The organism is Paenibacillus sp. BR2-3 (assembly GCF_046529485.1).
Taxonomy (GTDB): domain Bacteria; phylum Bacillota; class Bacilli; order Paenibacillales; family Paenibacillaceae; genus Paenibacillus_AQ.
The window spans coordinates 3,105,795-3,130,748 of the sequence record NZ_CP126311.1 but is presented as its reverse complement, the minus strand read 5'-3'; the positions used below and the strand labels follow the sequence as shown (position 1 = coordinate 3,130,748).

Here is a 24,954-nt window from a genome sequence, read left to right as displayed (position 1 = left end):
GATAATTATGATGGTCAGGAGGGGCAAAGCTTCTATGTTGTACTCGCTGCGAAGCCGGTTGATGCTGGCTTTTTCGATATTGCTGATTATTCCTTTTACCGCCGTCGTGTTTATACTTAGCAAGGAATCGGCGACGCTGATTCAATCGTCCATAGAGACCTCCACATTGCAAACGATTGATCAGTTCGCATCACATGCCGGGACGCTGTTTATACAGATTGAGGATGCGGGAAAACAAGTACTCAGCAGCCGGATCACCCAGGATTGGATTACTACCGATTTGAACGGCGAGAGCCCGGCGGGGGAGCGGTATTTGGTCAAACAGCGGATGCGCGAGTATTTATCCTCCTATGCAATCAATAATTCCAATCTGCTCTCTATTTCCACCTTCAGGGATGAAAGCGGAGGACTGTGGACACAGAACCGGAGCTATCTGAGCAGTGCCTGGTACAAGCAGTACAGGGAGAAGAATATACGCTGGACGCAGGCGCACACGGATACAGACCAAAGCGACGACAGCATGCGGACACGCGAGGTGAACAGTCTTGTTATTCCGCTCGTCCAGCTTCAATCATTAAGCAATGTCGGGGTCATCAAGATCAATTATCCGACCAGCCTTCTGCGCGGCGACATAGATAAGATCAGATTCGGGGACAGCGGCAAAGCCTTTTTGTTAACCGATGAAGGGATTAGCGTGTTGAATCAGGATCTCAAGGGAAATGAGGGAGTACTGACTGAGGGACTTGCTTATGTGAAGGCGAATGCGGGCGGTCAAACGAGCGGAATTTTTCCACTTCGGCAAAAGGACGAGGACTACCTGCTGTTTTATCGCAAGCTTCCGGCCCAAAACTGGATAATCATTGGTGAAGTGCCAAAAGCGGAGTTGTACGCCACGATTACCGATATTAAGGAGACACTGCTGTATGCCAGCTTTGTGCTTCTTATTATTGTCATTATCGTTGCGCTGTGGCTGTCTACCGGAATCACGAAACCTTTGAGTGCTATGGCGCGTTCGATGAGGCATGTTAAATATGGACGGTTCGATCTCGCCTTGAAAGACATGCCGAAAGCCAAAGCCAAACATAGTGAGGTGGATTATGTGGCGAGCGTATTTGAGCAGATGACCCACCGGCTGAAGTATTTGATCGAAACCGAATTTGAAACGAACCTTCGTCGGAAAAATGCCGAATACAAGGCGCTTCTGCTGCAGATCAATCCCCATTTTTATAACAATACCCTGGAAATTATCAGCGGTCTGGCGGCGATGAAGAGGGAAGATCTGGTCATGGATGCGACGGAAGCGCTGGCTAAAATGATGAGATATGCTCTCAATCTGGACAGCGATCTCGTCAGGTTAAACGAGGAAATGGGCTATATCCGCGATTATTTATTCATTCTTAAGCTGCGTCATGAGGATCATCTTATCCTTGATATTACCCAGGACCCTGCGGCCGATTCGCTTCATATTGCCAAATTCATATTGCAGCCGCTTGTAGAGAATGCGGTGAAATACAGTCTGGAAAAGGGAGGGACGGCTGAGGTTTCCCTGTCTTCAAACCTTCGGAAGGAGCGTCTTTACTTAACGGTGAAGGATAATGGAATCGGCATGCCGCAGGAGCTGATCCGCAGTGTACTTGCGGATACGGAACTGAAGGGAAGCATCGGAATTCTAAGCGATAAAGGCAACAGCATTGGTCTGCGAAATGTGCTCTCCCGCTGCCGTTTGTATTATGGTAGTCAATTTGAAGCGGTGCTGAAATCGGAAGAAGGCAGAGGAACATCCATTACACTGGTGCTGCCGCAGATAAGGAGTTGAAAGTGATGTATACAATCATGCTTGTCGATGATGAGAAGGGCGTCCGTAACAGCATAAAGGCCAAAATCAACTGGGAAGAAGCGGGGTTCCGTATTATCTCGGAGGCTTCCGGCGGAAGCGAAGCGCTGAAGCTTCTGGAAGAAGGTCCGCTGCCGCATGTGGTCATCTCCGATATTCGCATGCCGCAGATGAACGGAATTGAATTTATTAAAATTTGCAAGCAGCGTTATCCGGGTCTGCGGACAGCCGTGCTTTCGGGCTATTCGGATTTTGAATATTTACAAGCGGCGATTCAGCTTGGAGTGAAGGACTATTTGCTGAAGCCCGTGGTCCGCGGTGAATTGACTGAGATGCTCGGGAAGCTGGCCGGCGATATCCGCACAGAGCATGCAAATGATCACGCCTCTCAGCTGGAGCTTCTTCAAAAGAACGAGCAGCTGCGTAGGCTGCAAGAGCATTTTTTGCTGCAGCTGGTGAAAGAGGAATGGTACAGCCTGCTCGCCGTCAAGGAACGGCTGCAGCAGCTTCAACTGGCATCGCTTGCCATTGACGGTTTAAAGGCTCAATTTCTGGCGGTCGAAATGAGAATTCCTTCCGGCAGAATAAGCGAATCTCAGGACCGCCGGGATTTGCTCCATCTGGCCTTCCAGATGCTCTGCCGGGAGACGGCTTCCAAATGGGGAGGGATCTATCCCTTCCTTGATATCGCCCATTCTTCCATGATGTATTTCCTGATTGTGAGGGAGGACGGCGAACAGGACAACACTCACTCCGAGAAATTTGCGGCTGAACTGAAGCGGAATATCTCCGATTATTTGAAGCTCGAAAGCGTACTTGGAATCGGGGAGACCATGGTGGGACTGAATCGCCTGAAGAACGGTTATGCCTCTTGCATGCTGTCCTGGAGCCAAAGTACGGTGCATAAGCAGGGAGAAAACGAACATAACGGAGTTCTGGAGCTCACGCATGCCTTTACACCGGAAGCGGAACGCAGGCTTGTTCAGGCCATCGAGAACCTGGATATGAACGCTTTTCGCCAGCAGCTTCAGGCCATCTTTTCCACGGAAAGCGACACCCCCATGTTCGCCTTTACCTTTCTCGCGCTGCGGCTCCTGCTTCTGTTCAGCTCTGTAGCCAAGAAATTTGAAATCGGCGGGTCCTCGCTGCAGAAATATTTATGGAACTGTCAAATGACCATTTCGGATTATCAATCCCGGGAAGAGGTTATGGGCCAAATCTACGAGCTTTCCAGACTGGTGATGGATGAGGTCAAAAAAACGCGCTTTTCAAGCGGACAGCATATGATAGAGGCGGTTCGTAAATACGTAGAGGAGAATTTCTGTTACGAGCTGACCCTCTCCTCCCTGGCGGACATGTTCCATATGAACGAAACGTATTTATCGGGTCTGTTCAAGCAGCATGTAGGGACTACCTTCAGCGAGTATGTCACCAGTCTCAGACTAGGGAAGGCCGAGCAGCTGCTTAAGGAGAATGAATTGAAGCTGACCGACATTGCGATGCTGGTCGGTTACTCCACCTCCAGTTATTTCAGCACATGCTTTAAGAAAAGCACCGGTAAAAGCCCGAAGGAATACCGGGTGGATTACTTGCGGAAGACACGGTAACGGCATGTGGATGTTCACCGCACGATTGAAACTTACAGAAGCCATTCCTTTAGCAGCGTTAACTGCTTATAGGGAAGGCTTCTTTGTTTTTATGCCGGAATTTCCGAATAACACATCAAGATATTGCAAGTGAACACCCGATGATATTGAAATATTTCCGCATGCCGTTCGGCTACAATAATCTCAATAATATCAATGGATAGGAGCATACAACATGAACGATTCAAATCAGGTACAAGAACATCTGAAACAAATCCGGCTGGCGGATGGGGCGGTTGCTGCCGCGTCGGAGACGGCGGAACGCGACGAATACAGGCTTCACTATCATGTTATGCCTCAGTCGGGGTGGATGAATGACCCTAACGGGCTAGTCTATTTCAAAGGGGAATACCATTTGTTTTACCAGCACCATCCCTACAGCGATAAATGGGGACCGATGCATTGGGGGCATGCAGTGAGTAAAGACCTTGTGCATTGGCGCCACTTACCGGTCGCTCTGGCTCCAACGGAGCCGTATGAGCTGGGTGAAACAGGCGGCTACGGCTGCTGGTCAGGCAGTGCCGTTGTTCATGACGAAGAGTTGACTCTGTTCTATACGGGACATGTTGACGGAAGGCAGCCCTTGGAAGTGCAATGCGCGGCCAGCAGCGCAGATGGCGTTGTTTTCCGCAAACGTTCCGGCAACCCGGTAATTCCCGGTTCTCCCGATGAAGGAAACGTCGGCTTCCGCGATCCCAAAGTGTGGCGGCATGAAGGAACCTGGTATATGGTTATCGGCTCCGGCCAGTCAAGCAGAGGCAAGGCGCTGTTGTACCAATCAGAGGATCTGGAGAAATGGGATTACAAAGGGATCGCTGCCGAAAGCGACGGAACCCAAGGAGATATGTGGGAATGTCCCGATCTGTTCCCACTGGGAGGCAAGCATGCCCTGATCTTATCGCCGATGAACATGGAAGGCGCGAAGAATTTATATATGGCCGGGGAAATGGATTACGCCACCGGCCAGTTTAAGCCGCAGGTGCAGGCGATGCTGGATCATGGGCCGGATTTCTATGCCGCACAGACGCTCGTGGATGACCAGGGCAGAAGAATCCTGATTGCCTGGATGGATCGATGGGGTTCAGCGATGGCGAAAGAATCGCGCGGCTGGTACGGAGCGATGACATTGCCCCGTGAGCTGCTGCTGAAGCCGGATGGAACGTTGGCGCAGAAGCCGGTGCCAGAGCTGGAGAAGCTGCGGGAGAAAGGCGAGTCCGTTTCCGGCAAGCTGCTGGAGGACGGACAAACCGCCTCATGGCAGGCGGCGGAAGGCCAGGGATTCGAATGGTTGGCGGAGTTTGATTGGTGTGAAAGCGATGCAGAGCGGCTGGAGATCGCATTTCTGGCAGCCGAGGACAGAAGCGAGGAGACAGTAATCGTTTATGTACCGGGAGAGCGCAAGCTAATTCTGGATTGCACCCGGTCCGGCCGCGGTGACGTTCAGGTCAGCGAGGCCATCTTGCCGGAATCTGGCGGCAGGAACCTGAAGCTTCAGGTGTTCGTAGACAGATCTTCCGTGGAAGTATTCGCTAATGACGGTGACATTGTTATGACGAGCCGTGTATACCCGGCTGCACTTAGGGGTGGGCTGCATTTAAAGCCCGAGGGTGGAGCGGTGAAATTGCAATCGCTGAACATTTGGAGTTTAACCCGGAGTTAGGAGGAGGTCGGAATGAGCGGAAATCGTAGCAAGCTTTTCAGCATCGCAGTACTGCTTCTTGTTCTGTCAGGCTGCGGGAATGGGGATCAGATAAAGCAGAATACGGCAGATGGAGGCAACGGGGAACCGTCCGAAGCGGTGGCAGCATTTCAATATAATACTGATCCCCATTATTATACGGAGTTGTACCGGCCACAATATCACCTGTCCCCCGAGACCGGGAATATGAGCGATCCGAACGGTATGGTGTATTTTGAAGGCGAGTATCACCAGTTTTATCAGAACAGCGGCCAATGGGGACATGCAGTAAGTACGGATCTTATTCATTGGCAGCATTTGCCGGTGGCGCTTCTGCGCGATTCGTTCGGGGAAATCTGGTCGGGCAGCGCAGTTGTGGACTGGAACGATACGAGCGGATTTTTTGGCGGTAAGTCGGGGTTGGTTGCGGTATTCACCCATTTCAAGGGCGGGACGCAGTCGCAGAGTCTCGCGTACAGCAGCGATAAAGGACGGACATGGACCAAGTATGAGGGCAATCCTGTCATCCCAAATCCCGGTCTTAAAGATTTCAGGGACCCGAAGGTATTCTGGTATGAGAAATCCAAATCGTGGGTAATGGTCGTCTCCGTGGACAACAAGGTTCAGTTCTATAGCTCCCCGGATCTGAAGACCTGGGAATTGACCGGCGAATTCGGCGAGGATCAGGGCTCGCATGCCGCGGTGTGGGAATGCCCGGACCTGTTCGAGCTTCCGGTTGAAGGAACCTCGGACAAGAAATGGGTGCTCGCCGTGAGCATTGGCAACAATACGGCGACGAAAGGCTCGACGGCGCAATATTTCGTCGGTTCCTTTGACGGAAAGACCTTCAAGAATGAGAATGACTCATCCAAGGTGCTCTGGACCGATTACGGAAAAGATTTCTACGCCGCCGTTTCCTACTCTGACATTCCGGAGAAGGATGGCCGCCGGATTTATGTAGGCTGGATGTCCAACTGGCGTTATCCCTTCAACATGCCGACTGATCCATGGAAAGGCAATATGTCGGTGCCGCGTGTACTGACGCTGAAGGATGTTCCGGACGAAGGCCTGCGGCTGGCACAGGAACCGGTTAAGGAACTGGAGAGCCTGCGCGGCAAGGCGATAGAATTGGGGACCCAGGAGCTGGCAAAGGACAGCAATCCCCTTTCCGCTCTTCGCGGCACTTCCTATGAGCTGGATACTGAATTTACGGTCGGAGCCGATGCGTTGTTCGGATTCAAGGTAAGAAAAGGAGGCGGGCAGGAGACGGTTATCTCTTATGACGCCGCCTCTTCAACCTTGACGGTGGATCGCACCCAATCGGGCGACAGTTCTTTTGAGGCGGGATTTGCGGAACAGATCAGCATGCCTCTGAAGGCAGAGAACGGTAAAATCAAGCTGCGCTTCTATGTGGACGAATCTACGCTGGAAGTGTTCTCCGGAGACGGGACAACGGTGCTTTCCAGCATTATTTTCCCGGATGCCACCAGCAGCGGATTAGAGCTGTTCTTGTCCAAGGGAAGCGTCACGCTGGATAGAGCAACGTTCTATCCCATGAAGACGGTTTGGCGGGATGAGACTCCGGATGGTATGGAACCGCTGCGGGTGCTGCTGAACAAAGGCAGTATCGACGTTCCATCCGGCGGCAGCGCTGAAGCGCTGGCAGCGGTACTGCCGCTTACGGCTCCGCAGAAGCTGGTCTGGGAATCCAGCGATGATACGACCGCGAAGGTAGAGAGTGACGGAGGAACAACCGCCATCGTAAAGGGCCTGAAAGAAGGAGAGGCTGAGATTAAGGCATATACACCGGATGGCAAAGTATTTTCCACTATGAATGTGTTCGTATATAAGCCGTAAATTCCGGCAACTAAGTCCTTATCACAGGCGGGGTGTTCTTGAACGTACAGGAATGCACCGCCGGTGCCGAGGACGGATTGGAGATGAGAACTATATGGCAAGTAGCGCAACGGCAGCCAAACCGAATACAGAAGCCTCATCGGGAAGATCGTTCCGTTTTTTGAAAAGTGAGGAATGGACAGCCTGGTGGTTTGTACTTCCCTCTCTCGCTTTGCTGCTTATTTTTGTGTTTTATCCGATGCTGCAAGCGTTTTTTATCAGTTTTCAGAACTATAATCTGGTAGGCTCCACGAAAACTTTTGTCGGCCTGGACAATTACAAGTCGTTGATGACCGACATGGATTTCCTTAACAGCCTTAAGCATTCCTTCTATTTTGCGATTATCGTCATCCCGATTCAGACCTGCATTTCCCTGGGGATGGCGATTCTGATTCAGAAGAAGGTCATTATGACGGGCCTGTTCCGCACATTGTATTTCATCCCTGTGGTCATTTCGACGGCGGTGGCGGCGACGGTATTCAAGCTGATCTACAACAAGGAATACGGACTTCTGAACAATTTCCTGGAGCTGGTCCATCTGCCGACGACCAATTTCCTGTCCAATCCGGATACGGCGATGAACGGGGTCATCATGCTCGGGATGTGGAAAGCCGTCGGATTTTTCATGATTATTTTTCTGGCGGGGCTGAACAACATTCCCCAGGATTTATATGAAGCGTCAAGAGTGGACGGAGCAACCAAAATACAGCAATTTTTCCGCATTACGCTTCCGCTGCTTAAACGCACCACAGCGTTTGTGGTCATCATTACCACGATTGACGCCATTAAAATGTCCGGTCTTGTGTTCGTACTGACCGCAGGCGGGCCCAACGGATCGACCGAAACCGCAGTGTACTATATCTACAAAATGGCCTTCCAGCAAATGCAAATGGGTTATGGAACGGCTGCGGCCTTTGTCCTGTTCGCTATTGTGCTGGCGATCTCTCTGGTTCAGATGAGACTGTTCAGAAATGAGGATTAAGAGGAGGGAATGACATGAATCGCTTCGAAAGCTTTTTTAAATATACGGTGATGATCGTACTGGCCGTCATTTCCATCATTCCGATCATATGGATGATAACAGGCGCGATACGTCCTTATGAGGAATTGTTCAAATACGCAAACAGCTTCAATATTCATTTATTCGTACCTGTGCATCCGACCCTGCAAAACTTCAAGGATGTCATTTTCAATGAGCGCAACCCGTTCATCCGTTATATTTTAAACACGTTACTGGTGGCTTCGGTTGTTACTGTGATGGTACTGCTGATTAACTCTATGTCGGCCTTTGCCTTCGCCAAGCTGCGTTTCCGGGGAAAAGCGGTAATTTTCGCCCTGTTCATGTCAGCCATGATTATTCCGGGTGAAGTGACGCTCGTGCCCAACTATCTTCTTATGCATAATTTCGGCTGGCTTAACTCCTATAAGGCGCTGATTATTCCATCCATGCTGTCTGTCTTTGGTATTTTTCTGCTCCGGCAGTTTTTTGCGGAAATTCCGGATGAAATCCTTGAAGCAGCCAAAATCGACGGAGCGTCGATGCCGCGCACCTTTGCCAATATTGTGCTGCCGGCGGCCGTTCCTCCGATGATCACGCTGGGTCTGATGACCTTTCTTGGAAACTGGGATTCCTATCTGTGGCCGCTAATCGTGATCAATGACGACAAGAAGCAGATGATTCAGGTGGCGATTGCCGCATTCTCGTCGGCGGAAGGAACAGATTGGTCGAAGATCCTGGCGGCAAGCACCATCTCAACGGTTCCAATAGTGGTCCTGTTCTTATTCCTGCAGCGTTATTACATTCAGGGAATCACCATGTCAGGTGTAAAGGGCTAAAAGGAGCGGCTATATATTAAGAACTAAAGAATTAAACAAAAGATGTGCAGCGTGAAAAAGTAACGGAGGGGAATTTTGGAACTGTAGGAGCGATAGCGACCGCCTTTGTCCCCTGATGTTTACCGCAGCAAGCGGTTTAATCCAAAACATCTGGGGATGGGCAGCGGCCGGAAGTCCAAACATTCTCCGTAGTTACGGCCAATCACCAAACATCTTTTGCCAGAATCTTTAGTTCACTTTATAAAGCTGCTCAATCTAAAAAGATAGGGAGATATAGATATGGCATATGATGTAGTGGCAATCGGTGAGTTCCTGATTGATTTCATTCCGGGAGGCCTGTCACCCGCAGGAAACCCTTTGTTTGAGCGGAATGCGGGGGGAGCGCCGGTAAATGTACTCGCGGCGCTTTCCCGGCTAGGTAAAAAGACAGCTTTTATTGGTAAAGTAGGAAATGATCCGTTCGGACATTATTTGAAGGACACGCTAATTGCGAAAGGAATTGACGATAGAGGGTTGGTTCTTACGGATCATGCACATACCACCATGGCATTCGTTCATCTGAATTCGCAGGGAGAAAGATCGTTTCATTTCTGCCGCCAGCCCGGTGCGGATGAAGGACTTACCTATGAGGAGATCGATGCTTCGCTTCTGCACGACACTAAGGTATTTCACTTTGGGTCGGTTTCGATGACATCAGAACCTGCTTACAGCGCAACAATCCGAGCGGTGAAGGAAGCTGGAGTTCATGGAGCATGGATTACTTATGATCCTAACTGGCGGCCCGCACTGTGGAAGAATGATTTGCACGGTAAACAGGCGATGGAAACAGGACTCGCAGCGGCAGACATTGTCAAGGTTTCTGAGGAAGAGCTTGTTTTTCTGACAGGCAGCTATAATCTGGAAGAAGGGGCTGAATTGCTGCTTGAACAGTTTCCGGTAAAGCTTCTGCTGGTCACACTTGGGGCGAATGGCACCTATTACAGTACGCGGGCATTATCGGGCAGAGTACTCTCATATCCTGTCCAAACCGTGGATACGACTGGAGCTGGCGACGGTTTTATGGGAGCATTTATTTATCAGATGCTTGAAGCGGGGCGGCCGGTAACAGAATGGACGGAAGAGGGAATAAAGAGGGCGCTGTCGTTTGCCAACGCTGCAGGTGCTCTGGCTACAACACGAAAAGGAGCGATTGCTTCCCTCGCGGCAATTGAAGACATAGAACTGCTTGCGGCAACCTAAAACTAGGCGGCGATGCTTTCCTGTTCAACTGCAGGGAGTATCGCCGCTTTTTTGCAAATTATGGATTGACACTTGGGGAAGAAAGAATTTATAATGCAAGAAATCGATTACGTAATCGATTAACAAGCATTTATATATAGGAAGGCGGTTAACAACTTTGTTTGATGTAATTGCATTGGGTGAAGTACTCATTGATTTTTCCCCCGCAGGGATGGCTGAGAACGGGAATGTCCGGTTTGAGCGAAACCCCGGAGGAGCCCCGGCCAACGTGCTGGCGGCTTTATCGAGACTTGGGAGAAAGACTGCTTTTATCGGAAAGGTAGGCCAGGATGAATTTGGCAGATTTCTGGTGCATTGCCTGAAGCTGAACCAAATTGAGACATCGGGAGTCGTGTATTCGAAGGATACCCGGACGACACTGCCTTTGTTCATCTGGACGACGAGGGAGAGCGGAGCTTCAGCTTTTACCGTAATCCCGGGGCTGACATGGAGCTTGAGATCACTGAGGTGAACACGGAACTATTCGACGGCGGAAAGGTGTTTCATTTCGGATCTATTTCTTTGACCCATGAACCTGCAGCCTCGGCTACTCTGGAAACGTGCAAGTATGCCCGGGACAACGGGTTGCTAATTTCGTTCGACCCTAATTTCCGCAGTGATCTTTGGCCTGACAAAACTTCCGCTAAGGATGCCATAGCCAAAGGTATGAAATATGCGGACATTGTGAAAATTTGCCGGTTATTCTTGTTACTTTGGGCGAACAGGGCTGCTTTATCCGGTTTGGCGAAGAGACGGCTTCTGTACTAGGTTATAAGGTAGAGTCCATCGATACGACCGGCGCGGGCGATGCTTTTTTGGCGGGTTTTCTGAATATGCTCATGGAAAAGGGTGTGAACCCGGCAGTGGCCGGCGTAAATGAGTATGTAGAAATGGTCCGATTCGGCAATGCCGTGGGAGCGTTGGCCACCACCAGAAAAGGAGCTATTCCTGCCATGCCGGGCTATGAAGAAATTATTCAACTCATCAGAGGAAATTGAAAGTTTTTGACTGATAATTTTGATTGACAGACTAAAATAAGGAAATTATAATTCGAATTAAGCATGGTAATCGATTAAATGGTTTAAATCAATCAAATACACGCACAAACGATCAATATGTCAATTCATTAACCCAGCATGGCGAGTGAAAGGCATTTATTCAAAGTTCTAAAATGTAAGCGCTATACTGAGGAGTATCTTTAAGGAGGTGATTCAAAAAAACACAATCATGGAACGTTCCGGGGGGTTGCAGTACAAAATGATTAGAAGGGGGATGGTACAAGGGTAGAGAGCGAACCTGACGAACTACGGCTAAATAGATATCGTCTGGCTTCACTCACGGCTGATTCCGTAAGATGGTCGCATGAACACACTATACTTTTGGGGGTAATTCATTTGAAAAAATCAAAATCATTTCTGCTTATTCTTTCCGCAATTCTCTTGCTTGTACTGTCCGCCTGTTCTTCGAATAATACAAACACAGCCGCGAGTAATAGCGGTAATAAATCAAAAGAGACAGCAGCACCTGCGAACAATGCCGAACCGGCCACAGCAGACAAGAAGCTGAAGATCGGCTTGACCGTTCCTACACTTGGCAATCCTTTTTTTGTAGCGATGTCCAAAGGGGCTCAGGAAGTGGCCACCAAATATAACGCCGAAGTTACAACCGTGAGCGCGGATCATGACTTGGCGAAGCAAACAGCTCAAATCGAGGACTTTATTACGAAGAAGATGGATTTGATCCTTCTTAGCCCTTTCGATTCCAAAGGAATCGCGGCAGCCGTGCAGCAGGCTAAAACTGCAGGTATTCCCGTTATCGCTGTCGACGGTTCCGCTGAAGGCGGCATTACTTCCGTAGTTATGTCCGATAACGTAATGGCTGGTAAGCTTGCCGGAGAATATATGGCAGAACGTCTTGGTGGAAAAGGTAACATTGTTGTAATTGATGGCCCTCCGGTATCCGCAGTAACCGATCGCATCAAAGGATTTGAAGAAGCCATGAAGGCATTCCCGGACATTAAAGTAGTCGCGAAGCAAAACGGCGAAGGCAACCGTGAGAAGGCGCTGAGCGTTATGGAGAACATTCTTCAGGCTAACAAAGATATCAATGCCGTATTTACAATTAACGACCAGGAAGGCGTAGGCGTTCAAATCGCAGCAGAACAGGCGGGACGCGGCGACGAATTCTTTATCTCGAGTGTTGACGGAGCTCCTGAAGCGGTAGAAGCTCTTAAGGCTAAAGGTTCTTTCGCTACTACTTCTGCCCAGTTCCCTAACGAAATGGTTTTGAAAGCGGTTGAAATCGGCCTGAAAGTACTTGACGGCGAAAAAGTAGAAGAGCAAATACTTATTCCGGTTGAGCTTATCAAACAAGATAATGTGGATTCTTACAGAGGCTGGTAATTTCCTGTAATCCTTCAGACCGGGCTGAAGCCCGGGGAGATGGTTTTGCTTATGGAGGGAGCCATCCCCCTTCTTCCCGGTCTGAAACCAAATTGTTTATAGAAGCAGCATGGGAGTGAAGGAGGAATAAACTGTGTCTTCTGTTGTGGAATCAAGAACGGGCCGGAAGCCGCCTTGCGGCCAGGCGAAAGAAATAATACTGACGATGGACTCTATCAATAAATCCTTTTCAGGCGTAAAAGTACTGCGGGATATTCATCTCGATTTGTACAAAGGGGAAGTTCACGCATTGATGGGGGAAAACGGTGCCGGTAAATCCACCCTGATGAAAATCATGGCCGGGATTTACCGTCCGGATTCCGGGAAAATCATCTATCAGGGACAGGAAATGGTCTGGCACAGTCCACTCGAGGCCAGAGGCAAAGGAATCAGTGTAATTCATCAGGAAATCAGCCTGTCGCCCAATTTAACGATAGGTGAAAATATCCTGATGGGCACCAAATTTCCGAAAAATTCATGGGGACTTATTCAATGGGACGCTATTCACAAGCAGGCAAAAATCGTTCTTGAATCCATCGGCTCTACACTGAACCCGAGAACAAAGGTTTCCGACTTGAGTGTTGCTCAGCAGCAAATTGTTGAAATTGCCAGGGCGCTTTCTTTTAACTCCGAAGTATTAATCATGGATGAACCGACGGCATCGCTTACGGATAAAGAAATCGACAAGCTGTTTGTCATTATAAACGATCTCAGAAAAAGAGGCGTTGCCATCGTCTATATTTCTCACCGCATGGATGAAATTTTCAAGATATCAGACCGGTGTACGGTACTGCGCGACGGTCAGTGGATTTCCAGCCATCCTATCGCCGAGACTAATCCGGAGCAGTTGGTTAAGCAAATGGTAGGACGGGAACTGAACGACTTGTTTCAGAAGACATTTACCCCGCTGGATTCTTCGGTCAGGGAACCGGTGCTTGAATTGATAAACGTATCGGATAATGGCTTCGTGGACAAGGTATCGCTTAAAATTTATCCCGGAGAGATTTTGGGATTGGCAGGGCTGGTCGGTGCGGGACGGACGGAGCTTTTCCGGACCATATTCGGGATCCGAAAAATGACCAGCGGAGAAATCCGGCTGAACGGCAGTCCCGTAACGATCAAATCTCCGATTGAAGCTATGGAGCTCGGCATCGCCCACGTCCCGGAAAGCCGGAAGGAACAAGGCTTATTCCCGAATTTGTCGGTCAAAGAGAATATTATCATGAACCAAATGCATACGTACCGGAAAGCGGGAGTGCTTCGGTATGAAAGCATGAATCCTGAAATTGACAAGTACATTAAGAATTTGGGTGTCCGCTTGGCATCTCCCGAGCAAAATGTTATGGGGCTCAGCGGAGGAAATCAGCAGAAGGTCGTTATCGCCAGATGGCTGTCCATCGGCCCGAAGGTGCTGCTGCTGGATGAGCCTACCCGCGGAGTAGACGTCGGTGCAAAAACGGAGATTCATAAAATCATCTGTCAGTTGGCGGAAAAAGGACTGGCAGTCCTGATGGTTTCCTCTGAACTCCCGGAAATACTGGCGGTCAGCGACCGGGTTCTGGTGATGCATGAAGGCAAGCTGAAGGCCGAGCTGTCAAGGGAAGAGGCCACTCAAGAAAAAATCATGTACTTTGCAACAGGGGAGATAAAAAAATGAATACAAATACTCAATTGAGCTCCGGGAGCCCCTTAACGCTTAAACAAAAAGTGCTTCCGGTCTGGAACCAGCTTGGAATGCTCATTATATTGATTCTGCTCTGCATCATTATGGCGTTATTCGCTCCGTATTTTACAGAGGTCAACAATATACTCAATATTCTGAAGCAATCGTCTATTACCGCAGTACTGGCTGCCGGGATGACTGTGGTTATACTCACAGGGGGAATCGATCTCTCGGTCGGATCCACTCTGGCGTTATCGGGTGTTATTTCCGTCATGCTTTCCAATGCCGGCGTACCGCCCCTGATCGCAATGCTGTCCGGAGCAGGTGTAGGATATCTCGCAGGAGTGATTAACGGGTACTTTACGGCGGTAACAAAGCTGCCCGCGTTCGTCGTTACGCTCGGGAGCATGACCTTTTTACGCGGGATCGCCTTTGTAATCAGCGGAGGACTGCCGCTCGTACTGAAGAGCAAATTCTTTATCTTTTTCGGAGCAGGCACCATTCTCGGCATACCGACTCCCATCTACATCATGGCCGTAGTCTATGCCGTTATGTTCTTCGTCCTGAAGTATACCATGTTCGGCCGCCATGTCTATGCGATCGGCGGAAATGAGGAAGCGGCCCGTCTGACTGGCATCAAGGTGGAGAGAACGTTAATCAATGTATACTCCATCAGTGGTCTGATGGCGGGAATAGCAGGCGTGGTTATGGCGGGACGCGTTATTTCCGGTCAGCCGAATGCCGGCATCAGCTTCGAGCTGGATGCAATTGCCGCCGTTATCCTGGGAGGAACGAGTTTTGTCGGCGGCGTCGGCAAAATTCAGGGCACGATCATTGGTGTACTGATTATGGCTGTACTAAGCAATGGCTTGACTCTATTGAATGTCGATTTCTATTGGCAAATGATTGTCAAAGGTCTGGTCATCGTTATTGCCGTTCTGCTCGATAAGCTTCGCAACTAAATCGTAACACGTCCTTGCCGCAGCCTTTCATCGTACTTAGGGGTCTGGGCAGGGATGTTTTTTTGCAGGATTTGTAAACGCTATCAAAAAAATAAACAGCCGCGAAAGGAAGTGCAATGTTGAGAAAAAGGCTAGTTCTTACTGTTCTTGCAGCTCTGTTAAGCCTGCTTCCCCTGTTCTCTGGACAGCTCTATGCAAAGGATGCCGGTTATTATGATGAGGAATATCGTCCGCAGGTTCACTTTACACCGGAAGCGAACTGGATGAATGATCCGAACGGGATGGTCTATTACGCGGGAGAGTATCATTTATTTTATCAATACTATCCCTACGGTCTGCAGTGGGGCCCGATGCATTGGGGACATGCGGTCAGCAAGGATTTGGTGAAATGGGAGCAGCTGCCGATGGCGCTGTACCCGGATGACAAGGGAGATATTTTCTCGGGGAGCGCAGTGATTGACTGGAACAATACGGCGGGTTTTGGCAAGGAAGCCATGATCGCCATGTATACCCAGAATAAAGACGGCGTTTCCAATTCCCAGGTGCAAAGCATTGCCTACAGTACGGATAAGGGTAGAATCTGGACCAAATACAGCGGCAACCCGGTGATTCCGAATCCGGGAATCGCGGATTTCCGGGACCCGAAAGTGTTCTGGCATGAGCCGACAAGTAAATGGGTTATGCTGCTGGCCGCGGGGGACCGGGTCAAAATTTACAGCTCCGCCAATTTAAAAAGCTGGGCCTTTGAAAGTGACTTCGGTGTCGGTCAGGGCTCGCACGGCGGCGTATGGGAGTGCCCGGATTTGTTTGAACTGCCGGTTGACGGCAATCCCCAGAACAAAAAATGGGTGATGCAGGTCAGCATTGGCAACGGCAATCCGGGCGGCGGATCGGGCATGCAGTATTTTGTTGGAACGTTTGACGGTAAAACCTTTGTAAACAGCAACCCTGCCGGTAATGTACTGTGGAGCGATTACGGCAAGGATTTCTACGCCGCCGTATCCTGGAGCGATGTGCCTGCAGCGGACGGACGCCGTTTGTGGCTGGGGTGGATGAGCAATTGGCAATATGCCAATGACGCCTTGACGACGCCTTGGCGAAGCGCGATGAGCATTCCCCGCGAACTCAAACTGACCAATACGGCCCAAGGCATCCGGGCTGTACAGACTGCGGTGAGTGAATTAAATGGTTTGCGTGAGCCTGCCTATAGCTGGAGCAATCAAACCATAGCGCCTGCTTCGTCCTCGAACAGCAACTTGCTGTCCTCATTCACAGGAGACGCTTACGAGATTGTAGCCGAATTTCAGAACAATACTTCAACCGCTTCCGAATATGGCTTCAAAATCCGCAAAGGAAACGGACAGGAAACCGTTATCGGCTATAACCGCGCGGTTGGCAAGCTGTTTACGGACCGGACAAATTCCGGAACAAGCTCCTTTAACGCAGGCTTTGCCGGCAAATACGAGGCAGTTCTGCAGCCGGTCAACAATGTGGTAAAAATGCGCATTTTTGTGGATCGTTCATCCGTCGAGGTGTTCGGAAATGATGGCATCGTAAGCATGAGCAATCTGATTTTCCCAGGTAAATCCGGTAACGGTCTTGAGATTTATGCAAATGGCGGCAATGCGTCGCTGACTTCCTTACAAGTGTATCCGCTGCAGCGGGCACCCGGTGTAACTCCGGTAGTTTCGAACATCGGAGGCTGGACGACGCAGAGCGGGTTATGGGCCGACACCGTATCCGGGAAGCAGGGAAGAAGCTCGGATAACGGGTTTATCGTGTCGGAAAATACAGCGGCAAACTTCGTTTATGAAGCCGATGTCAAGATTACAGACGGTCTTGGAAAAGGAGCGGGAGCCCTGTTGTTTCGCAGCAATCCATCGGCAACCGCCGGGTATTTCGCCAATATCGACGCGGTAAACGACAGTGTGAAGCTGATCCGCATGAATAGCGCCGGTTCATTGACGGAAATTAAAGTTGCCGCCATGCCAATCGATACGAACCGGGGCTACCATCTGAAGGTGGAAGCCGCAGGATCGAATATGAAGGTTTATGTGGATCAGGCAATGGTCATCGATGCCAATGACAGTACGTATGCAAGCGGCAATGCAGGCCTGAATGTCTGGAATTCCAATACCTTTTTTCAGAATATCAAGCTAATTCCTTCGGGCGCACAGCCTTTCTTCAGTACGAATTTGTCTGGCTTCTCCAATGTTAGCGGCAGCTGGATCGATACCGGCAGCGGAAAACAGGGCACGCATACGACTGACGGATTTATGCTTGCAGAACAAACGGGAACGGATTTCCGCTATGAAGGAAAAATCATCGTAAGCAGCGGAGGTGCAGGGGCCCTGGTATTCCGCTCGAACGCCACCGCATCCAATGCTTACGTCGCGAATGTCGATGCCCTAAACAAAGTCGTCAAGCTGTTCAAAATAGTCAACGGGCAGGCGACCATTTTGAAAGAAGTGAGAGGGACGGTAAACAACAATACGGTTTACAACCTCAAGGTGACCGCTTACGGCCCCAATATTAAGGTATACATCGATGACGCTTTGCTGATTAATGTGAACGACTCATCCTTTTCCTCAGGACGATTCGGTTTGAATGTATGGAACGGTACGGCTCAGTTCCAGGATGTGAAAGCTGTGAATACTGGCGCAACTGGAGAACTGGTTAATCATGACTTTGAGATGGGGAACCTGCTTGGATGGACAATCGTCAGCGGCAATGCGTTCAGCGGCGCGGATGTTGCGACGGACACGACCTACTGGGGAGGAAGTTTCAATCCACAGGGCGCATACCACTTATGGAGCCATAAGGATGGCGGAGACGCAGGAGTGGGAGAGATGCGAAGCGCAACCTTCAAGCTCGGCGGAAGCGGTAAAATTGACCTGCTCGTAAGCGGTGGGCACAATATTGCTAACTTGTTTGTCGCCCTGGTTAGAGCCTCCGACGGTGCGGTGCTGTTCAAGGAAACCGGTCAGGATTCCGAGAATTACCGCAGGGTCACTTGGGATGCTGGAAAGTTTCTTGGCGAAAGCTTTTACATTCAATTAATAGATCGGGAAACCGGCGGCTGGGGGCATATCAATCTGGATGATGTGAACGTTCAGACGGCTCTCTAGAAAACTGCATGAGGATGGCCAATGCCTGTGATTGTCCATCCTCATATTAAAAACAGCTACAGGAAGCGATGTGGAGAAATGAAAGTCAAAATTAAAGATGTCGCCATCGAAGCAGGTGTTTCCACGGCTACCGTATCGCATGTTATCAACAGCACAAAGAACGTGTCCGCAGAAGTGCGGCAAAAAGTAACCAAGGCTATGAAACAGTTGGATTATATCCCTAACTCTGTAGCGCGTTCTCTTCGCAGCCGCAAGAGCAATACGATAGGCCTGATCGTCCCGATCAAAGCAAACGACAATGCCAACAACTTCTTCTTATCGGTTGCAAATGGGATTGAATGTATATTGAAAAAGTACGGCTATCATTTGCTGCTCAGCAATTCTCAAGAGAATCATCTCGAAGAAATCGAACGGATTAAAATGTTCAACACACAGAATATTGACGGATTGATTATCGCACCCACTTCAAAGCTTTGCAGTGAAACAGATAAACTGTTCGGTGATTATCCTGTTGTATTTATCGACCGTAAGCCTGCTGAACCCCCGGGTGACTGGGTACTGGTGGACGGGACAAAGGGAGCATATTGCGGAGTTACCGCACTGTTGGACAAAGGACACCGCAAAATCGGATGTATTGCAGGACTTCCGGATATTTCCACGAGTAAAGAGAGAATGGATGGTTACCGCCAGGCACTCAGTGATTACAAGGTCGATTTCAATGAATCTCTGCTAAAAATAGGCGATATGAGCTGGGAGACGGGGTATGAGCTGGCCGGACAGTTACTTCAAGAGGAGGGAGCAACAGCACTGTTCGTCGCCAATAACGCCATGAGTCTGGGAGCTGTCAAATACCTGAAAGAGAACAACATCAGAATTCCAGAGGACATAGCGCTCATCGGGTTCGATGATTACGAATGGACAGAAATTGTCCACCCCGCATTATCGGTAATCAGGCAGCCCTCCAACGAGCTGGGAAAAAAGGCGGCGGAAATGCTTATCCATCGTATTCAAAAAGCGGGGCTGAAAAACCGGGGCTATATGTTTGAAGCTGAGCTGGTTGTCCGCGAGTCATTTTAAATAAAAGAGAGCGAACCCGAACGATCTACGGCTAAATAGATATCGTCTGCATTCACTCTCGGCTGATTGACGTATATGGGGAGTTATAATGGTCGCCACCATACTTTGTCATTTGTATTATGTCATATTATTTTCTACTACTCAAGGGGATTAGGTATGATGAAATTACAATTTAAAAGCTTGCGCTCGAAAATATATGCTTTTATTCTACCCATGCTGCTGCTGGCTATGGCTCTCCTGTCAGGGTTTACGTACTTCAGCTCTAAAGAGCTGATGAATCAGGAAATAGATACCAAGATGCAGTATTTATTGAATGCGACTATCGAACAGATGCAAAACAAGCTGACCGCCCATTTGAAACTGCCTGAGACACTGGCGCGAACCATGGAATCGACCGGGGACCAAATTTCCAAAGATACGATGTATTCACTGATCGGCAAGTATTTAACGACCAACGAGGAAACCTTCGGGATTGGCGTCTGGTACGAACCGTATCAATATAAGAAATATCTAAAATTATTCGGTTCATATGCTTATCGCTTTAATGACCAAATTCTGTATTCTGAGGATTACAATACCGAAAGCTATAATTACCCCTCCCAGTTATGGTATAAGGCGGCAGAGGCAACCACTGACAGCATTGTTTGGAGTGACCCTTATTATGATGAGAACTCGGATGCCACGATTTTGACGGCTTCGGCCCCGTTTTACAATTATGACGGGAAGTTTAGAGGGGCCATCTCAGCCAATATTAATCTGGAGAATTTGAAAAACACGGTATCTGCGATTAAACCGGGTGATGCAGGCTGGGCTTTTCTTGTGGACAAACGCGGAGTCTATATTGTGGATCCGGACAAGAAGAAAATGCTGACCGCAAACGTAACCACTGATTCCAACGAAAGCCTTGCCGCTGCGGGAAAAGTCATGCTCACCAACGAGGCCGGATCAACCTCTTATGCGAATAAAGGGGAGAACTACCGGGTTTTCTACAAAGACGTTCCTGAAACGTCATGGAAGCTGGCGCTTGTTATTCCCGAAGCGGAACTGCTCGCTCCATTAAAAGCACTGTTGGTGAAATCTGCAGCGATCATCAGTGGTGCACTGCTGTTTGTTGTCCTTGTCATTTACCTCTTCTCCCGTTATTTAACGCTTCAAATCCGCAAAGTGAACCTTCTGGCCTTCAATATGGCACAAGGAGACTTCACGAATGCCATTGAGGTGACCACAAGAGATGAACTGGGCAGGATGTCGGAGCAGCTTAACGGTACTGTTCTTCATTTAAAGCAAATCTTAAGATCTGTGTATGAAACCTCTGGACAGGTTGCCGGCACCTCAGTGCTTCTAACGGCCAACACGGAGCAGACTTCGAAAGCCGCTGAAGAGATCGCTCTGCAAATTCAGGAGGTTGCCCTGGGCAGCAGTGTTCAGGCCGAGACCACTCATGAAATGAACGGCAAGATTGCGGGTGCGTATCAAAGGATGGATACGATGGCACAAAGGATTACAGGGGTAACAGAATCTGCTCAACTGACTTTAAAGCGAGCTCAGGCAGGCAACCAGGAAATTCAGGAGGCGGTCTTGCGAATTCAGGACATGTACAACCAGACTGAAACAGCTGTCCTGCATATTAAAGAGCTGCATGATAAATCCAAGAGGATCAACGGTATCGTGGATCTGGTAACGCAGCTGTCCGGGCGCACGAGAATTCTGGCTTTAAACGCCGGAATAACGGCTTCACAGTCTGGACCTAACGGACGGGCGTTCACTGTTCTTGCTCAAGAGATTCGAAACCTTGCTGAGAACTCTTCACAAGCGGGAACAGAGATTCAGGAATTAATCGCAGGAGTTCAAGCCGATATTCTGAATACCGTATCTGTAATGGAAGGAATCAAGCAGGATGTGTTTGCCGGCAAAGAGAAAACTGAATCTGCGGGTCAGGCGTTCGACAGCATTCTATCGGCAGTAAGGGAAATAACCGGTGATACGGGGGCTGTTGCAGAAGCCATAGAAGACATCCGATTGGATATGGCGGATGTTATGGACTCGGTCGGGCAAATTACCCGGATCTGTGAAGGATCCGCAGACAGGTCTCATTCCGTATCCGCCGCAACGCAAGAGCAGATGGCATCCATGGAGGAGGTGTTCTCAAGCGCAAGTATTCTATCCTCTCTGGCAGAAGAGTTAAGGATCTCCGTAGAGGCATTTAAGCTATAAATTACAGCTCTTCCGAATAAATGAAATGCTGACCTGTGTGTTCCGCGCGATATTTGACAGTTGTTACATCTCGCAGTAATGTAAGTAATAAACACTTTAAAATGAGGTTATCGCATGGCTGTCCGAATTAAAGATGTAGCGAAGCATGCAGGTGTTTCCACTGCAACGGTGTCCCATGTTATTAACAAAACACGATACGTATCGCATGAAGTGGAGACCAAGGTCAAATTGGCTATGGAGGAACTGGACTATACCCCTAATCCTGTAGCGAGATCCTTGCGAAACAAAAAGTCATTTATTATTGGACTGATTGTTCCTATCAAAAACACGGATAACTCGAACCATTTCTTCATGTCCATCGCCAATGGAATTGAAAGCGTTCTGAAAAACGAGGGATACCATTTATTGCTCAGCAATTCACAGGAAAATTACGATGAAGAAATTCGCTGCATAAAGATGTTCAATACCCAGAATATAGACGGATTGATAATCGCTCCGATTGAAGGGGCATCGTATTATAAGGAAGGGGTATTCGGGGATTACCCTATTGTATTTGTTGACCGTAAACCCAAGAGCAACAGTAAGTATGGAGATTGTATTGTTTCCGAGAGTGTGGAAGGTACCTGCAGCGGAATTAAAGCGATGGTAGATAAGGGTATTAAAAGGATTGGATACATATCGGAAGAATTGAGCCTTACCTCAGTGAATGAAAGGTTTCAGGGATACAAGCAGGCCTTGATGGAGTGTGGACTCCCCTTTGACGAATCCCTGGTGCTGATTGGTGAGATCAGCGCTGCGAACGGCTATAATTATGCTCGGACCTTAATCAGCGATCATCAGGTTGATGGACTGTTTGTCGCCAATAATATAATGGGAAAAGGCGTTGTAAGCTATATTCGCGACTCTAAGGTGAAGGTACCTGAGGAACTGGGGCTGATCATCTTCGATGATTATGAATGGACCGAGGTCATGGACCCGCCGCTTTCCGTTATACGCCAGCGTTCTTTCGAACTGGGACAGAAGTCAGCGGAGGTGATGATGAGCCGGATTCAGAATCCGCAGAAGGAATACAGGGAATACCGGCTGCCCGCCGAGCTGATTTTAAGAAATTCATTCTGAAAATAAGAAGCGAGCGATTAACCACATTTCTGTTCAATCGCTTTTTATTTTCAATCTGTTAAATCGATTACGTAATCGATTTAACAGATTGAAAAAAGAAGGAGTGGCTCTTATGAAAATTTATAAGCTTGAAAATGTCGATGGTTTTTTCGAGGTACTGGATAAATGCAAAGGTGTGGTAGAACTGGTTACGACAGAAGGAGACCGTCTAAATCTCAGATCGAAATTGTCCCAATATGTTGCACTCAGCAAAATGTTCAAAGAAGCAGAAATCAGGGATATTGAAATCGTAGCGCATGAGCCGGAAGATGTGGACTTACTGTTCCGTTTTATTATGCAGGGGGACAATTAGTAGAATGAATTTTAGGTAAGTGAATCCAAAAAAGCCTACCGGCCTCGGTAGGCTTTTTTGTGGAACGAAACGATGTGCCGAAAAAGGGATTGACCTTCATCCGGAAGTGTAAAGCTATGATCCTTATTTGTGTGCCAATCCGGGCTGGTAACCATCTGAACTTGAGGGAATACACTGGGTATATGCTGATAAAAGGGGAGGCGCACAGGTTGCCAGTTAACATATTTCAGGGGCACTCTCATCATCTGGCTCATGCCGATGTGAATGTTGTCATCGACGTCATACGGGCTTTTACCTTTGCCCACTATGCTTTTATTAAAGGAACTAAAGAGATTCTGCTGGCTGAGACCACCGATTTAGCATTTCAACTGAAGGAAGAACACCCTGAATACATGCTGGCCGGGGAAATAAATGGGTTGTATATTGCCGGGTTTGATCTGGATAATTCTCCGGTAAATCTTCTTGAAACAGAGCTGGCCGGTAAGACACTTGTCCAGAAAACAACCAATGGTGTGAAAGCGGCTTTGAATGCGTTAAACGCAGATCATGTGTTTGTTACCGGTTTTTCGAACGCGAAAACAACAGCGGAATACATTGAGAAGAAATATGGGGCACATCAAAAAATTCAAATCATCGCTTCCCATCCAACCGGGGATGAGGACCTTGCCTGCGCGGAGTTTATGAAGGAGATCATAGAGAACCGTGATTATAAGCTTGCGGGTGACACCGCGCTCAGAATAAGGAAATCCGAAGCTGCGCATAAATTTTTTGTCGACAGCAGACCAGAATTTAAGGCGGGCGATATAGAGCTGTGTCTGGATGAGCTGAGTTTTAACTTTGTAATGAAAGTGAACCGGAAGAATAATTTCCCTAGGATTGAGAGGGTGGATCTGTGATTAATACTGGACTTAACCTGCCGGAGAGAAGCAGCAAACCGAGGTTGGATGGAATTACAGCGCTTATCGATAATGGCGTCCCGTTGCATTTTTTTAAAGATACCATTAACAGCTCAGGCCAATATATTGATTTTGTAAAGTTCGGGTGGGGAACCTCGGTGGTTACCAAACATCTGGAAGAAAAAATTGCCTGTCTTCAGGAAAACGAAGTCGACTTCTATTTCGGCGGGACGTTATTTGAGAAATTTGTAAGCCAGAATAAAGTGAGTGAATTCGATCGTTTTATCCGGAAGTTTAACAGCAGGTATATCGAAATATCGAATGGAACACTTGAAATGAGCAATAAAGAAAAAGCTGTCTATATTAAAGAATTTTCAAAGGATTTCATTGTTATGAGTGAAGTGGGCGCCAAAGACAGCTTGAAGGCCAAGTATCAGGAGGCTTCCGAATGGGTGGAGTGGATCCTTGAGGATATGGAGGCGGGGTCTGCAAAGGTGATCACTGAAGCCAGAGAAAGTGGTACCAGCGGGATATGCCTGGAAGATGGAGAAATGAGACTGGAGATCATTGATAGAATTATCGAAGCCGAAATTGATTTGCGTAAAATCATTTTTGAAGCTCCATCCAAGAAAATACAGACTACTTTTATCAAATTAGCCGGACCTAATGTCAACCTTGGCAACATTTCCTTCTCGGACCCGATCCCGTTGGAAACCTTAAGGCTTGGGCTGAGGTCGGACACCTTTTTCTTAGGTTAGGAGTAACTTTTAATAAAAATCAATCATGGGAATTGGAAGCGCAGTGTATGCAGCCGGAGATGAAATAACAAATTTCAAGGACATGCTTCCATTCGTGAAGTATACTCAAGCTGTAAAAAGTTTTCACCAGAATATGATCTGGTTTGGGGTGAACGTGACAGCGTTATTTACCAAGC

16 protein-coding genes and 2 pseudogenes are annotated in these 24,954 nt (G+C 48.5%); all 18 read left to right on the top strand.

Features of this window, described 5'->3' with window-relative positions:
• The first annotated feature begins 34 nt into the window (after window positions 1-34).
• The 18 genes and pseudogenes from PaeBR_RS14820 (at window position 35) to PaeBR_RS14735 (ending at window position 24,778) form a co-directional block, all read left to right on the top strand.
• Window positions 35-1,816 carry a sensor histidine kinase gene (locus PaeBR_RS14820; protein ID WP_410511338.1) on the top strand — a complete coding sequence of 594 codons (1,782 nt, stop codon included), beginning with the start codon at window positions 35-37 and terminating at the stop codon, window positions 1,814-1,816.
• A gap of 5 nt (window positions 1,817-1,821) precedes the next feature.
• Window positions 1,822-3,441 (top strand): helix-turn-helix domain-containing protein, encoded by a 1,620-nt coding sequence (locus tag PaeBR_RS14815; protein ID WP_410511337.1) that lies wholly within the window; start codon window positions 1,822-1,824, stop codon window positions 3,439-3,441.
• 214 nt (window positions 3,442-3,655) lie between these two features.
• Entirely contained in the window at window positions 3,656-5,140 is a 1,485-nt protein-coding gene (locus tag PaeBR_RS14810; protein WP_410511336.1) for a glycoside hydrolase family 32 protein, read from the top strand.
• Between the two features lie 12 nt (window positions 5,141-5,152).
• Window positions 5,153-7,015 carry a glycoside hydrolase family 32 protein gene (locus PaeBR_RS14805; protein ID WP_410511335.1) on the top strand — a complete coding sequence of 621 codons (1,863 nt, stop codon included), beginning with the start codon at window positions 5,153-5,155 and terminating at the stop codon, window positions 7,013-7,015.
• A gap of 94 nt (window positions 7,016-7,109) precedes the next feature.
• On the top strand, window positions 7,110-8,036 hold the full coding sequence (locus tag PaeBR_RS14800; RefSeq protein ID WP_410511334.1) for a carbohydrate ABC transporter permease: 927 nt from the start codon (window positions 7,110-7,112) through the stop codon (window positions 8,034-8,036).
• Window positions 8,037-8,050: 14 nt separating this feature from the next.
• Window positions 8,051-8,890 carry a carbohydrate ABC transporter permease gene (locus PaeBR_RS14795; protein WP_410511333.1) on the top strand — a complete coding sequence of 280 codons (840 nt, stop codon included), beginning with the start codon at window positions 8,051-8,053 and terminating at the stop codon, window positions 8,888-8,890.
• A gap of 279 nt (window positions 8,891-9,169) precedes the next feature.
• Window positions 9,170-10,129: a carbohydrate kinase family protein gene (locus tag PaeBR_RS14790; protein ID WP_410511332.1), complete on the top strand. Its 960-nt coding sequence runs from the start codon at window positions 9,170-9,172 to the stop codon at window positions 10,127-10,129.
• 211 nt (window positions 10,130-10,340) lie between these two features.
• A pseudogene (locus PaeBR_RS14785) lies at window positions 10,341-11,166 on the top strand (carbohydrate kinase family protein).
• A gap of 396 nt (window positions 11,167-11,562) precedes the next feature.
• The gene (locus PaeBR_RS14780) at window positions 11,563-12,570 is read left to right on the top strand and encodes an ABC transporter substrate-binding protein (protein ID WP_410511331.1); all 1,008 of its coding nucleotides are present in this window, start codon (window positions 11,563-11,565) and stop codon (window positions 12,568-12,570) included.
• Between the two features lie 133 nt (window positions 12,571-12,703).
• Window positions 12,704-14,266 (top strand): sugar ABC transporter ATP-binding protein, encoded by a 1,563-nt coding sequence (locus PaeBR_RS14775; protein ID WP_410511330.1) that lies wholly within the window; start codon window positions 12,704-12,706, stop codon window positions 14,264-14,266.
• A complete protein-coding gene (locus PaeBR_RS14770) occupies window positions 14,263-15,234 on the top strand; it encodes an ABC transporter permease subunit (RefSeq protein ID WP_410511329.1) in 972 nt (323 codons plus the stop codon). The genes PaeBR_RS14775 and PaeBR_RS14770 overlap by 4 nt, the downstream gene beginning before the upstream one ends.
• 119 nt (window positions 15,235-15,353) lie before the next feature.
• Window positions 15,354-17,387: pseudogene (locus PaeBR_RS14765) on the top strand (GH32 C-terminal domain-containing protein); the annotation flags it as partial.
• Between the two features lie 1,053 nt (window positions 17,388-18,440).
• Window positions 18,441-19,439: a LacI family DNA-binding transcriptional regulator gene (locus PaeBR_RS14760; protein ID WP_410511328.1), complete on the top strand. Its 999-nt coding sequence runs from the start codon at window positions 18,441-18,443 to the stop codon at window positions 19,437-19,439.
• Window positions 19,440-19,598: 159 nt separating this feature from the next.
• Window positions 19,599-21,653 (top strand): methyl-accepting chemotaxis protein, encoded by a 2,055-nt coding sequence (locus PaeBR_RS14755; RefSeq protein ID WP_410511327.1) that lies wholly within the window; start codon window positions 19,599-19,601, stop codon window positions 21,651-21,653.
• A gap of 114 nt (window positions 21,654-21,767) precedes the next feature.
• Complete coding sequence (locus tag PaeBR_RS14750; RefSeq protein ID WP_410511326.1) at window positions 21,768-22,772, top strand: LacI family DNA-binding transcriptional regulator; 1,005 nt, start codon at window positions 21,768-21,770, stop codon at window positions 22,770-22,772.
• A gap of 112 nt (window positions 22,773-22,884) precedes the next feature.
• Entirely contained in the window at window positions 22,885-23,124 is a 240-nt protein-coding gene (locus PaeBR_RS14745; RefSeq protein ID WP_410511325.1) for a polya polymerase, read from the top strand.
• A gap of 209 nt (window positions 23,125-23,333) precedes the next feature.
• A complete protein-coding gene (locus PaeBR_RS14740) occupies window positions 23,334-24,020 on the top strand; it encodes a 2-phosphosulfolactate phosphatase (RefSeq protein ID WP_410511324.1) in 687 nt (228 codons plus the stop codon).
• Window positions 24,017-24,778, top strand: coding sequence for a phosphosulfolactate synthase (locus PaeBR_RS14735; protein WP_410511323.1), 762 nt, complete (start codon window positions 24,017-24,019; stop codon window positions 24,776-24,778). The genes PaeBR_RS14740 and PaeBR_RS14735 overlap by 4 nt, the downstream gene beginning before the upstream one ends.
• Window positions 24,779-24,954 lie beyond the last annotated feature (176 nt).

What these genes read in the sequence shown, in the direction of transcription:
- PaeBR_RS14820 (WP_410511338.1), top strand. Translation starts at nt 35, where the DNA reads ATGTTGTACTCGCTGCGAAGCCGGTTGATGCTGGCTTTTTCGATATTG.
- PaeBR_RS14815 (WP_410511337.1), top strand. Translation starts at nt 1,822, where the DNA reads ATGTATACAATCATGCTTGTCGATGATGAGAAGGGCGTCCGTAACAGC.
- PaeBR_RS14810 (WP_410511336.1), top strand. Translation starts at nt 3,656, where the DNA reads ATGAACGATTCAAATCAGGTACAAGAACATCTGAAACAAATCCGGCTG.
- PaeBR_RS14805 (WP_410511335.1), top strand. Translation starts at nt 5,153, where the DNA reads ATGAGCGGAAATCGTAGCAAGCTTTTCAGCATCGCAGTACTGCTTCTT.
- PaeBR_RS14800 (WP_410511334.1), top strand. Translation starts at nt 7,110, where the DNA reads ATGGCAAGTAGCGCAACGGCAGCCAAACCGAATACAGAAGCCTCATCG.
- PaeBR_RS14795 (WP_410511333.1), top strand. Translation starts at nt 8,051, where the DNA reads ATGAATCGCTTCGAAAGCTTTTTTAAATATACGGTGATGATCGTACTG.
- PaeBR_RS14790 (WP_410511332.1), top strand. Translation starts at nt 9,170, where the DNA reads ATGGCATATGATGTAGTGGCAATCGGTGAGTTCCTGATTGATTTCATT.
- PaeBR_RS14770 (WP_410511329.1), top strand. Translation starts at nt 14,263, where the DNA reads ATGAATACAAATACTCAATTGAGCTCCGGGAGCCCCTTAACGCTTAAA.
- PaeBR_RS14760 (WP_410511328.1), top strand. Translation starts at nt 18,441, where the DNA reads ATGAAAGTCAAAATTAAAGATGTCGCCATCGAAGCAGGTGTTTCCACG.
- PaeBR_RS14755 (WP_410511327.1), top strand. Translation starts at nt 19,599, where the DNA reads ATGAAATTACAATTTAAAAGCTTGCGCTCGAAAATATATGCTTTTATT.
- PaeBR_RS14750 (WP_410511326.1), top strand. Translation starts at nt 21,768, where the DNA reads ATGGCTGTCCGAATTAAAGATGTAGCGAAGCATGCAGGTGTTTCCACT.
- PaeBR_RS14745 (WP_410511325.1), top strand. Translation starts at nt 22,885, where the DNA reads ATGAAAATTTATAAGCTTGAAAATGTCGATGGTTTTTTCGAGGTACTG.